3 protein-coding genes are annotated in these 13,525 nt (G+C 70.1%); all 3 read left to right on the top strand.

Annotated features, from left to right (window positions below; genetic code table 11):
* Positions 1-17: 17 nt before the first annotated feature.
* Genes ON37_RS27790 through ON37_RS27780 form a run of 3 tightly spaced genes read left to right on the top strand, consistent with a single transcriptional unit; the run spans position 18 to position 13,524 of the window.
* Entirely contained in the window at positions 18-3,218 is a 3,201-nt protein-coding gene (locus tag ON37_RS27790) for a type I polyketide synthase (RefSeq protein ID WP_051032195.1), read from the top strand.
* A 1-nt stretch (position 3,219) separates the two neighbouring features.
* Positions 3,220-8,832, top strand: coding sequence for a type I polyketide synthase (locus ON37_RS27785; RefSeq protein WP_051032194.1), 5,613 nt, complete (start codon positions 3,220-3,222; stop codon positions 8,830-8,832).
* Positions 8,833-8,838: 6 nt separating this feature from the next.
* The gene (locus tag ON37_RS27780) at positions 8,839-13,524 is read left to right on the top strand and encodes a type I polyketide synthase (RefSeq protein WP_051032193.1); all 4,686 of its coding nucleotides are present in this window, start codon (positions 8,839-8,841) and stop codon (positions 13,522-13,524) included.
* Position 13,525 lies beyond the last annotated feature (1 nt).

The following is a 13,525-nucleotide window of genomic DNA, read 5'->3' as shown; positions in this document are numbered from 1 at the left end:
AGACGGTGTGTCGCGAGGTGACCCTGAACTTGCCGCGCATACCGCTCGTCTCCAACGTCACCGGAGCCATCGAGACCGAACTGTTCACCGATCCCGGGTACTGGGTCGAGCACGTACGGAAAACCGTGCGATTCGCCGACGGAATTGAAGCGGCCCGCGCCCTCGGCGGAACCCGATTCATCGAGATCGGGCCGGATGCCGTTCTGGCACCGATGATTTCGCGCATCGTCGGCCCCGATGCCGCCGTGGTGGCCATGCAGCGCCGCGGCCGGGATCAGGTGGCCGAAGTGATCCGCGGGCTCGCCGAGGCGTACTGCCACGGCGTCGGGGTGGACTGGCGGAAGTTCTATGCCGGGACCGGTGCGCGCACGGTCGATCTGCCGACGTATGCCTTTCAGCGCCAACGCTATTGGCCCACCGCGGCGATGGTTCCCACCGATGTGCGCGGCATGGGACTGGACGGTGTCCAGCACCCGTGGCTGGCGGCGGCGGTGTCGGTGGCCGACACCGGGGAGACGCTCGTGACCGGTCGCCTGGCCATCGCCGCGCAGCCGTGGCTGGCCGACCATGTGGTGCTCGGATCGGTCCTGCTCCCCGGCACGGGTCTGGTCGAATTGGCCGGCGCCGCAGGACAACTCGTCGGGCGGCCGGATGTCGTGGAGCTGGCGCTGGAGGCCCCGCTGGTCTTCGACCGCGACGTCGCGGTGACGGTCCAGGTGCGCGTCGCCGCCCCGGACCCGTCCGGGATGTGCCCGGTGAGCGTCTTTTCCCGCCCTTGCGTGGACGACGCCGACGACGAGGCTGCCGGGTGGGTACGCCACGCGCACGGTGTGCTGAGTACCGCTGGCGCCCCGGCGGCGGACGCCCCCGAGCCGTGGCCACCCCACGGTGCGACGGCCGCATCGGCGGAGGGCTGCTACGAGGACCTGGCGAAGGTGGGATTCGAGTACGGGGACGGCTTCCGGGGCGTGCGCGCTGTGTGGTGGCAGGACGCGGAGGTCTGGAGCGAGATCGAACTGCCGGAGCGGGCGCGCGGCCGGAATTTCGGTGTGCACCCGGCGATCTTCGATGCCGCCTTCCACCCGGTGATCGCCCAGGGTGTCGGACCAGCATCCGATGGCGGTGTATTGCTGCCCTTCGTCTTTCGCGGCGTGCGCGTATTCCGGCGTGGAGTCGAGCGGGTGCGGGTGCGGATACGGGTCGCCGACGGCGGCGTGACGCATCTGACGGCGTGGGACGGCGCCGGCCGCGCGGTGTGGTCGATGGAGCGGTTGGAGGTGCGTCGGGCGGATGCGGCCATGCTGCGCTCCGGCGGGGCCGCGGACGTTCTGCTCACACCTGTCTGGCAACCTGTCGCGACACCCGAAGGCTCGTCGGTCGTGCCGCGGGCCACGGTTGTGGGTGAGGTGCCCGCCGACTGCCTCGCGGGACTCGAGGTCGACGGCCGCTATGCCGGGATCGCCGAACTGTCAGCGGCCGTCGCCGCATCGGGTGCGCCGTGGCCGCCTGTCGTCCTCTGCGCCGCACCCGAGGTGGCGGCGGACGGCCCTGCAGCCGTCCGCGCCGCCGTCGCGGAACTTCTGCACGGACTCCAGCAATGGTTCGCGGCGCCCGGTGCCTCGACCGGGCGCCTGATCGTCTTGACCCGGAACGCATTCGGGATCGGTGACCCGGCGTCGGGCTCCCCGGCCGGGGCTGCGCTCTCGGGTCTGCTACGCAGCGTCCAGGCCGAGTACCCGGGCCGGGTGACCAGCGTGGACGTCGACGAGCGGGCCACCCCGGACTGGCCGGAGCTGCTGTCGATACCGGAACCTCGCCTGGCCGTGCGAGGCCGGGCCCTGTTCACCGAACGGCTCGTCAGAACCGAATCGGCGCATCGTCCGGTCGATTTCGGCGAGGGCACCGTGCTGATCACCGGTGGGACCGGCGGCCTCGGCGCGGTACTGGCCCGGCATCTGGTCACCGAACACGGGGTGCGCCACCTGGTTCTGGCCTCGCGGCGCGGTCCGGACGCGGACGGCGTGGCACGATTGCGCAGCGATCTCGAAAGTGCCGGTGCCACAGTAGATGTGGTGGCCGCGGATGTTTGCGAACGGGCCGCCGTACACGAGCTGATCGGCTCGATTCCGCGGCTCACGGCGGTGATGCACGCGGCGGGCATACTCGCCGACGGCACGATCGAAACCCTCACCACCGATCAGCTCGATCGAGTGATGCGCCCCAAGGTGGATGCGGCCTGGTATCTCGACGAAGCCACCCGCGACCTCGATCTGTCGGCGTTCGTCCTGTTCTCCTCGGCGGCACCGCTCCTGGGTGGGGCCGGACAGGGCAATTACGCCGCGGCGAATGCGGTGCTGGACGAGCTTGCCCGCAGCCGACGCGCGCGCGGCCTGGCCGGCACCTCACTCGCGTGGGGATTGTGGGACGCCGAGGCGGGGATGGCCGGGGCCGCCGATCCGGCCGAATTCGCCCGCCTGGCCCGGGTTATCCGCGACCGGCTGGGTTTGCATCCGCTCACACCCGCAGAGGGTTCGGCGCTGTTCGACGCCGCGATGGCCACCGGCGCACCGGTCGTGGCCCCCGTGAAGCTGGACTTCCCCGGGTTGCGTGCCGCAGCGCGCAACGGCCGGTTGCATCCGATGCTGCGCAGTCTGATCGGTGACACACCGACCGCGGCTCCGCAGGCGTCGCTGGCGGCGGAACTGGCCGGGCTCACCGAGCGGCAACGGGAATCGCATGTGCTGAATCTGGTTCGAGCGCGGGCCGCCGCGGCACTCGGATACGCCGGACCGGAGGCGGTCGAACCGGACCAGTCCTTCCAGGACCTGGGCTTCGATTCGCTGGCGGGAATCGAACTGCGCAACGGTATCGCGCAGGCGACCGGTATCACGCTGCCGGTCACGGTGGCTTTCGATCATCCGACACCCGCCGCGATCGCGCGATACCTGCTCGACCAGGTGGTGGTCGAAGCGGCGCCGGCAGCGCTGGAGATGACGGATGAGGACCTGCGTCACGCATTGCGGTCGGTTCCGCTCGCGGAGTTGCGCCGGGCCGGAATCGTCGAACTCCTGAGCGGCCTGTCGGGCAATCACGACGGTGCAAAGGCACACGACGGGGAAAAGGCAGCGGATGCCTCGCCCGCCGATCTGAACGCGATCGCGGAGATGGATGCCGGGCAATTGATCGAATTCGCCGCCCGCTACGAGGCGGAGGCCTGAGATGAACCAGGAACCGATGTCCGGGCAACAGCAGCAGATCATCGACGCACTCCGGAAGTCGATCACCGAGGCCGAACGTCTGCGGGCGGAGAATCGCGCACTCGTCGCGGCCCGATCCGAGCCGATCGCGATCATCGGTGTGGGTTGCCGCTTTCCGGGTGGCGTGGTGTCGCGCGGCGGTTTGTGGGAGGTGGTCGCCGAGGGCCGGGATGTGGTGGGCGAGTTCCCGGTCGATCGCGGCTGGGAGGTGGACGATCGCTCGTATGCGCCGCGAGGCGGATTCGTCTACGACGCGGGTGATTTCGATGCGGGGTTTTTCGGTGTGGGTCCGCGGGAGGCGTTGGCGATGGATCCGCAGCAGCGGGTGTTGCTGGAAGTGGCGTGGGAGGGTGTGGAGGATGCTCGGATCGATCCGTTGTCGTTGCGGGGGAGTCGTACGGGTGTGTTCGCCGGGGTCATGTACCACGACTACGGATTCGTGGCCGCCACCGGTGAGCAACGGCGCGAATTGGCGGGGTATCTGAGTACGGGCGGTATGGCGAGCGTGGTGTCGGGCCGGGTGGCGTATGCGCTGGGTCTGGAGGGGCCGGCGGTGTCGGTGGATACGGCGTGTTCGTCGTCGCTGGTGGCGATTCACCAAGCGTGTCAGGCACTGCGTGCCGGGGAGTGCGATCTGGCGTTGGCGGGCGGGGTGACGGTGTTGGCGACACCGTCGGTCTTCGTCGAGTTCTCTCGGCAGCAGGCCTTGTCGCCGGATGGTCGGTGTAGGTCGTTCGGTGCGGGTGCTGATGGTGTGGGGTGGGGTGAGGGTGCGGGGGTTGTTGTGTTGGAGCGGTTGTCGGTTGCGCGTGCTCGGGGTCGTCGGGTGTTGGGGGTGGTGTGTGGGTCGGCGGTGAATTCGGATGGTGCGTCGAATGGTTTGACGGCGCCGAATGGTCCGTCGCAGGTGCGGGTGATTCGGGCGGCGTTGGCGAACGCCGGGCTGGGGCCGGCTGATGTGGATGTGGTCGAAGGCCATGGCACCGGGACCACTCTCGGGGATCCGATAGAGGCGCAGGCGTTGCTGGCGACCTATGGGCAGGACCGGGATCACCCGGTGTGGTTGGGTTCGGTGAAATCCAATATGGGCCACACCCAGGCTGCGGCGGGTGTCGCCGGGGTGATCAAGATGGTTGAGGCCATGCGGCACAAGGTATTACCACGCACACTGCACGCGGATACCGCTACCCCGCACGTGGATTGGAGCTCGGGCGCGGTGGAACTGCTGAGCGGCGCACGGGAGTGGCCGTCCTCGCAGCGACCGCGACGGGCCGGTGTGTCGTCGTTCGGGATCAGCGGCACCAATGCGCACCTCATTCTGGAGGAGGCCACCGCCACCGAAGTCGAACAACCGCGATCGTGGCCTCGGCCGAGCAGGCCGGAGGCCGTGGAGCGCAACCCGGAAGCGGCCGATTCACCTGCCGGTGCCCTGCCGGCCGCGGCCGGCCTGCCGGTGGTTCCGTGGCCGGTGTCGGGCCGATCGGCGGATGCCCTTGCGGCGCAGAAGGAGCGGTTGCGGACCTGGGTCGAGACGAATCCCGGCGGCGTGACCGCCGTGGACATCGGCTGGTCGCTGGCGACGACGCGGGCACAGCTGCCGTGGCGATCGGTGATCTTCGCGGGTGCGGACGGGAGCGGCAAGTACGAGACCGATCCCGTTCGCGCGGCCACCGGACAGACGGTATTCGTTTTTCCGGGCCAGGGGTCGCAGTGGTCGGGTATGGGGCGGGAGTTGTTCGAGTGTTTTCCGGTGTTTGCCGAGGTGGTTGGTGAGGTTTGTGATCCGGAGTGGTTGTTCGGTCCTGCTACCGATGTGGATGCGACGGGCAATACGCAGTTGGCGGTCTTCGCGGTGGAAGTCGGATTGTTCCGGTTGTTGGAGTCGTGGGGGGTGGTGGCGGATGTGTTGGTTGGGCATTCGATCGGTGAGATCGCCGCAGCGCATGTGGCGGGTGTGTTCTCGTTGCGGGATGCGGTGCGGTTGGTCCGTGCGCGGGCCCGGTTGATGGCGGGGTTGCCTGGTGGGGCGATGCTGGCGATCGAAGCAGCGGAAAGCGTTGTGGTGGGCGAGCTTCCGTCCGGTGTGTCGGTGGCTGCGGTGAACGCGCCCGGCTCGGTGGTGGTGTCCGGGTCTGTCGATGCGATCGAGGAGGTCGCACGACACTGGGGTACCCGCACCCGGGTCCGGCGGCTCGACGTATCGCACGCCTTTCACTCGCGGATGGTCGAGCCGATGCTTGCCGAGTTCGAGACGGAGTGCCGCGACGTGACCCGCACCCTGCCGCGCCTACCGCTCGTCTCGAACGTCACCGGGCGGCTCGAATCGGATCTGTTCCTCGATCCGCAATACTGGGTGCGGCACGTGCGCGATACGGTGCGGTTCGCCGACGGGATCCGGTCCGCCGCCCAGGGCGGCGCCGCGCGGTTCGTGGAAGTGGGGCCGGACGCGGCGCTGGCGCCGATGATCTCGCGCATCGTCGGGGACGACGCGGTCGTACTGACCACGCAGCGCCGGAACAAGGATCAGGTCGCGACCCTGGTGGACTGTGTCGCTCGGGCGTACTGCCACGGGGTCCCGGTGGACTGGGCGGGGTTCTATGCCGGGACCGGTGCGCGCACGGTCGACCTGCCGACGTATGCCTTTCAGCGCCAACGGTTCTGGGTATATCCACCGACTCGGGTAGGCGACGCGACGGATCCGGCCGGCCTGGGCCTGACCGGGGTACGGCATTCGGTCCTGGGTGCGGTCCTGGACGTACCGGGCGGAGATACGGTCTTCACCGGCCGCCTGTCGGCGACCACGCACCCGTGGCTGACCGACCATGCCGTCTTCGGGTCGGTCTTGTTCCCCGGCACCGGTTTCGTCGAATTGGCTTCGACCGCAGGGCGTTTCGCCGGGTTCCCGCGAATCGAGGAACTGCTGCTCGAGGAGCCGCTGACCCTGTCGGACGGCGGTGTTCTGGTCCGCGTGGTGATCGGAGCAGGTGCGACCCGGCGGCCGGTGTCGATCTACTCCCGACCCGACGACGGCCGGGCCGAGGATCCGGCCGGTGGCGATTCGGGCTGGGTGCGACATTGCTCCGGGACCGTCACCGCAGACAGCGCCGAACTGGAACGACTCGACGGGACCTGGCCACCGGAGGGAGCCGTCGCGGCCGACGCCGACCGCGGCTATCACCGCCTGGCACAGCTCGGATACGACTACGGACCGTCCTTCCGCGGCGTGCACCACGTCTGGTGGTGTGGTCCGCACGAGGTGTGCGCCGAGATCGAGGTGCCGGGACTCGAGGTCTCGGGTTTCGGTGTGCATCCGGCGCTGTTCGATGCCGCACTCCATGCCTGGGCGGTGTCGGTGGCCGGGGCGGACGGGTCGGAGGTGCCGGCGGATGTGGACCCGGAAAGGCTGTGGCTCCCGATGTCGTTCACGGGAGTGTCGCTGCCGGACGGCCCACCGACGAGTTTGCGGGTCCGGATGCGCCGGAACGGGGACCGGGTCTCGATAACGCTCACGGACCGGGCCGGTACTCCCGTCGGTGCGGTGGATGCCGTTGCGCTCGTTGCGGTCTCGCGCCACCAGGTGGCCGCCCTGAGCGGCCGGGCCGCGCTGTTCGAGACGACATGGGTTCGGGTCGCGCCGGTTTCGGGCGCCCCGGAGATGGTGTGGGGAATCGGTGACCCGAATCGCTCGGGAGGCTGGGGCGCCGGTGTCGTGGATCGATGGTTCCCCGATGTCGCCGGTGTGGCCGAGGCGGTGGGGGCGGGGGCGCGGGCACCGGTCGCCGTGGTAGCGCCGTGCTGGGGGCCGGCCGGTGCCGACTCGGGCCGTGCGATCGATGTGGCCGAGGGGGTGCGGAATTCGGTACTGGGCGCGCTCGCCATCGTGCAGGAGTGGGTGGCCGCCGCCGGGCTGGGGGCAGCTCGATTGGTGCTGATGACGTCCGGCGCGGTGACCGTACCCGCAGCGGGCGACGCCGCGATGGATGCCGCCGGTCTGGCACAGTCCGGTGTGGCCGGTCTGGTGCGGACGGCGCAGCTGGAGTATCCGGGTCGCCTCGCACTGCTGGATATCTCGGGTGGTGACGTGCGTTCGGCCTTGGCCGCGGTCGTCTCCGGAACGGAATCGGAAGTAGCGCTGCGTGATTCTGGCCTGTGGGCGCCGCGGCTGCTGCCCGCCGACGAGCACCGGAGTTCGTCTCCCCACCGCGACGAACGGGATACGGCTGGGCCACAGGAACATTCGGCCGCACCGGTGCGGTCGTCGGGCCACCCGTTCGATGGTGTGGTGCTGGTGGTCGGCGGGGGCGAGCTGGCGGGAATCGTGGTGCGGCATCTGGTGACCGAGTACGGGGTCCGGGATGTCGTGCTGGCTTCCCGGTCCGGCGGCGTGACCACGGATCCGGCCGACGATCTGGCCGGTACCGGCGTCCGACTGCGCGGCGCGACCTGTGACGTGACCGTCGCAGCGGAGGTGCGGCGGCTGGTGAAGTGGGTGTGTTCGGAGGTGGGCCGGCTCTCGGCCGTGCTGTACACCGCGGGCGTGCTGGACGACGACATGATCGGTGCCCTGTCGCCGGACCGGGTGGCCACGGTGTTGCGGTCGAAGGTGGACGGCGCGTGGCATCTGCACGAGGCGACACAGGGCCTCGGGCTGGACGAGTTCGTGCTGTTCTCGTCGGTCGCCGGCACCGTCGGCTCGCCGGGACAGGCGAACTATGCCGCGGCCAACGCGTTTCTCGATGCGCTCGCACACTACCGGCGCGGTCGCGGATCGGCGGCCCGATCGATCGGGTGGGGGCTGTGGAATGTATCCGGCGGTATGGCCGGTGGGGTGCGGGCCGTCGACCGGGCCAGGATGGGCCGCGGCGGGCTCGTGGGATTGAGTGTGCCCGAAGCCCTCGAATTGTGGGACCGGGTGTTGGCGAGCGATCGGTCGCGCGTGGTGGCCGCCCGATTCGACCCCGCCCGATTGAGCGGTGAGCTGGCCGGGCTGGGCGGCGTGCTGCCCTCGACGGTGCGGGGCCTGGTTCGTGCTTCGACTGCGACACCGGGCGAGAACGGCACTGTCACAGCGGAATTGGTTGCCCGGCTGGCGGGCCTGCCGGACCAGGACCGTCGCACCGCGGTGCTGGAGCTGGTGTGCTCGCATGTGGGCGCGGTGCTGGGATTCGGCCGGGGCGAGCCGGTCGACGCACAGGCCAGTTTCCTGGATCTGGGCTTCGACTCGCTGGCGGCGATGGAACTGCGCAATCGCCTGGTGGCGGCCACCGGGGTGGCCCTGCCCGCCACGGTCGCCTACGACCGCCCGACCCCGGCATCGATCGCCGAATATCTCGACGATTGCCTGCCGGCGACCGATGGCGCCGCCGAACCCGGCCTCCAGGACCGGATGGACGCACTCGAGGCCGCATTGGCCGGACTCGACCCCGACAGCGCCGAGGGCAGAGCGGCGGTGCGCCGAATACGCCGACTCGCCGCGCGATTCGACACCGCACTCGCATCGACGGTGCCGACCGATGACGACGAACTGTTCGCATACATCGACAGCGATCTCGGCTTGGCCGATCCGGAGGAGTGAAACGACATGACCAGCACCGAGGATCGCCTGCGGCACTACCTCAAGAAGGTCACGCAGGAATTGAACGAGTCCCGTCGCCGGCTCGCCGAGGCCGAGAACCGCACTCGGGAGCCGATCGCGGTGGTCGCGATGGCGTGTCGCTATCCGGGCGGCGTGAGCACCCCCGAACAGCTGTGGGAACTGGTCTCCGCGGGCGTCGACGCGATCGGCACCTATCCCAGTGATCGCGGCTGGGAAGCGATGCGCGAGGTGATCTCCACCAAATCCAGCGAACTCGAGGACGGGTACGCCCAATCGGCCGGATTCCTCGCCGATATCGCGGGTTTCGACGCACAGTTCTTCGGCATCTCGCCTCGCGAAGCGCTATTGATGGATCCGCAGCAGCGGCTCGCGCTCGAGGTGACATGGGAGGCGATCGAACGGGCGGGCATCGCGCCCAGCGCGTTACGCGGTTCGCGCACCGGCGTATTCCTCGGATCGACCGGCGGCGACTATATGGCTTCGCTGGTTCAGGCCGACGGCGGTTATCGGAACAGCTCCCTCGCCGGCGACGAGGCCGGTTCCGACACCGACGAGACGCACGTGCACCGCGACGACACCGCAGCGGTGCCGTACATCCCGGACGACAGCGATGCGACGCACATGATGACCGGCAGCATGTCCAGCGTGTTGTCCGGCCGACTGGCCTACGCGTTCGGCTTCTCCGGTCCGGCCGTCACGGTCGATACCGCGTGCTCGTCGTCGCTGGTCGCGATCCATCAGGCGTGCCGCTCGCTTCAGGCCGAGGAATCCGATCTGGCCATCGCCGGTGGTGTCATGCTCATGTCCACCCCGATGTTGCTCGGCATGACGCGCCTGGCGGCCGCACCCGACGGACGGTGCAAATCGTTCTCCGACGATGCCGACGGCACCGGCTGGGGTGAGGGGATCGGGGTGATCATGCTGGAGCGGCTGTCCGACGCGCGCCGCAACGGTCATCCGATCGCCGCGGTCATCCCGGGCAGCGCGATCAACCAGGACGGTGCCTCGAATGGGATGGCCGCCCCGAACGGCGCCGCGCAGCAGCAGGTCATCCGGGACGCGCTGGCCGTCGCCCGGTTGTCGGGTGCCGACGTCGACGTGGTGGAGGCGCACGGCACCGGAACCGCGATCGGCGATCCGATCGAGGCCGGTGCGTTGCTGGCGACCTACGGGGCCGACCGCGATCCGGACCGGCCGCTGTGGCTCGGCTCGATCAAATCCAATATCGGGCATTCGGGTCCGGCCGCCGGCGTCGCCGGAGTGATCAAACTCGTGCTGGCGATCCAGCACCGGGTGCTGCCGCGGACCCTGCACGTCACCGCGCCGACGTCGAAGGTGGACTGGTCGTCCGGTGCGATGCGGCTGCTCACCGAGCCCGTCCCCTGGCCGGCGGACCGGCCGCTGGTCGGTGCGGTGTCCTCGTTCGGGGTGAGCGGCACGAACGGGCATGTCCTGGTAGCTTCTCCGGATTCCGCCGAAACCGATGGTGCCGAAGCCGATTTCACCCAACCGGCGGAACCCGTCGGCCGTGCCGTCCCGTGGGTCCTGTCGGCGCGCACCGCGAAGGCTCTGCAAGAGCATGCCGGGCGGGTGCGGGGATGGTTGTCCGGCACCGCTGTCGAACCGGCCGATGTCGGTCGTTCGCTCGCCGGCCGGGCCGCGTTCAAGAACCGGGCGGTCATCGTGGGGACCACCGCGGCCGAGCTGGCCCGCGGTCTCGGTGCGATCGCCGCGCGCGACCCGCATCCCGACGTGACGACCGGAGTGGCGCGCAATCCGGGCGCCCCGGTATTCGTCTATCCCGGCCAAGGTGGCCAGTGGCTCGGCATGGGTCGCGAGTTATCGGACGAATCCGCGATTTTCGCGCAGGCGATCGCGGACTGTGAACGGGCCCTGGCGCCATGGACGGACTGGTCGGTCAGCGCGGTGCTGCGGCAGGACCCGGGCGCCCCGGGCCTGGAGACGGTCGATGTCATCCAACCCACCCTGTTCGCGGTGATGGTCGGACTCACCGAACTGTGGCAGTCGATGGGAGTGCGACCCGGCGCCGTGATCGGACATTCGCAGGGCGAGGTGGCGGCCGCCTATGTCGCCGGGGCGCTTTCGCTAACGGATGCCGCAACGATCGTGGGGGTGCGTAGCCGGCTGCTGGCCACGTTGACCGGCGGCACGATGATCTCGGTGCTGGGCCTGTCCGGCGCCGAGATCGAGTCGCGAATCGCCCGGTTCGGCGAGCTCGTCTCGGTGGCCGCGGTGAATTCCCCGGAGGCCCTGACACTCTCGGGTGATCCGGATGCGCTGGCCGAACTCACCGACGAGCTCACCGCCGCCGGCGCCCGGGTGCGACGGGTGCCCGGCGCGACCGGCGCCGGTCACTCCGCCCACATCGACCGGTTCCGGGACGAAATCCTGAGCACCCTCGCGTCGATCACTCCGCGGGCGGCGCGAATTCCGTTCTTCTCCACGGTCGTGGGCGACGAAATCGACACCGGCGCCCTCGATGCCGAGTACTGGTTCCGGAATATGCGCCGGACCGTGCAGTTCGACGCGGCACTGCGATCGGCGCTAGGGGCACAATGGCGGACCTTCGTCGAACCCGGACCGCATCCGGTGCTGCTGCCGTCGGTCGACCGGATCGCCGGCGACATGTCGGTGCGGGTGCTCACCGGCGGTACGCTGCAACGGGGGCAGGGCGATCTGGCTCGGTTCTACCGATCGGCGGCCGATCTGTATGTGGAGGGTGTTCCGGTCGATTGGTCCGCGGCCTTCACCGGAACGGGCGCACGCTACCGCCCCGACCTGCCGACGTATCCGTTCCAGCGCCAAAGATATTGGCTCCCCGACGAACTCGCTACCGCGCCGCCTCGCCCCGCCGCCGCGCCGGACAGCGAATTCTGGCGGCTCGTCGAACGCGGCGACGCGGGCGCTCTGGCGGACCTGATCGGGGGCGCGGACGCCGGCTCCCTGGCCGCCGTACTGCCGGACCTGTCGTCGTGGTGGCAGCGGTCCCGGCGGACGAGCGACGCCGACCGCCTGCGGTATCGCGTGTGCTTCGAACGGCTGTCCCGGCGACCGGCCACCAGGGGACGGGGAACCTGGTACGTCCTGGTGCCCGACGGCGGGGTCGACGACCGCTGCGCACAGCTCATCGATGCGGTGCGTACCCACTTCGGTGCGGTGCAGGTGGTCGGGGTGCCGGGCGATATCACCGACCGGCTGCCGGAGCTGCCGCCCGCCGACGACGTCGCCGGAATGCTGGCCGTGCTCGGGAACGACGCCGCGGTCGGTCCGGTCGAGCTGGCCCGCGCGCTCCACGATGTCGGATTCGGCCGTCCGCTGTGGTGGGTGACCACCGGCGCGGTCGCGGTCGGACCTGCCGATGCCGCCCCCGATCCCGACGCGGCGCGAATCTGGGGTTCGGCCCGGGTCGCCGCCCTCGAGACGCCGCAGATCCGCTGCGGTGTGGTCGATGTCCCCGAGTCCCCGGATGCCTCGGTACTCGGTGACCTGTGCGCGGTGATCGGCCGGGGCGGAGACGATCGGGGTGGAGACGATCAGGTCGCGGTTCGAGCGACGGGGACATACGCCCGGCGAATCCGGCGTGGCACGCCGGTGCGGGCGCACAACGCGTTCCGGCCTTCGGGCACCGTCCTGATCACCGGCGCACCGGACGGGGTCGCCGGGCAGCTGGCGCGCCGATTCGCGCAGGAGGGTGCCCGGCATCTGGTCCTGACGGCGGCGGGCGATACCGCGGCCGCCGCCGAACTGGAGCTCGAATTGCGGGTCGCGGGTGCCGAGGCGAGCTTCGCCGGCTGCGATCTCGGTGACCGCGCGGCACTGGCTGGGGTCGTGGCCGGCATCGGCGGGGGCCACCCGCTGACCGCGGTCGTGCATGCCGCCGGTGCGGACGGTGACGGCTCGGCCGACTGTCTGGACCATCTGGTGACGGCCCGTCACCTGGACGACCTGCTGCACGATCGGGAACTCGACGTGTTCGTCCTGCTCTCGCCCGCATCCGGTGCCTGGGGCGTGCCGGGCGGCGCCCGCACCGCGCACACCGGTGCCGTGCTGGCCGCGCTCGCCCGGCGCCGTCGCCGGCGAGGTCTGGCCGCGGCCGCCATCGGCTGGCACGATGCCGCGGTCGGCGTGGCGCATCCCGACCCGGAGGTGGCGATCGAGGCGGTCTGGCGCGCGCTGAGGTCCGGCGATGTGGAAACCGTGGTCGCCGACATCGATTGGGAGCGGCCGGCTTTCGCCGGCACCCGCGCCGGCGCGGTCTTCGCCGACCTGCCCGAGTTCCGGCGCCTGCGCACGCATCACGAGCAGGCGGCCACCGATCACGGTTCGCTGCTCGCACAGCTGGCCGGGAAATCGGTGGCCGAACGGCGGCGCGTCATCGTGGAGCTGATCCGCGGTGAGATCGCCGCGGTGTTGCGGTACGACTCGGTGGACGAGATCGAAACGGCCACCCCGTTTCTCGAACTCGGCCTGGACTCCATCTCCGGACTCCAGATTCGCAAGCGCCTCGCCGCGGCCACCGGAATGGATCTGCCGATCCGGATGATTCTCGAGCATCCGACCCCGGCCGAGCTGGCCGACCATCTGCTGGCCGAGCTGGGCGGCCAGGACAACGAAACGGGCGCTCTGCCTGCCGAGAGAATGGAGTTGTGAG

Source organism: Nocardia veterana NBRC 100344 (assembly GCF_000308855.1).
Lineage (GTDB): Bacteria > Actinomycetota > Actinomycetes > Mycobacteriales > Mycobacteriaceae > Nocardia > Nocardia veterana.
This window is presented reverse-complemented; position numbering and strand designations above follow the sequence as displayed.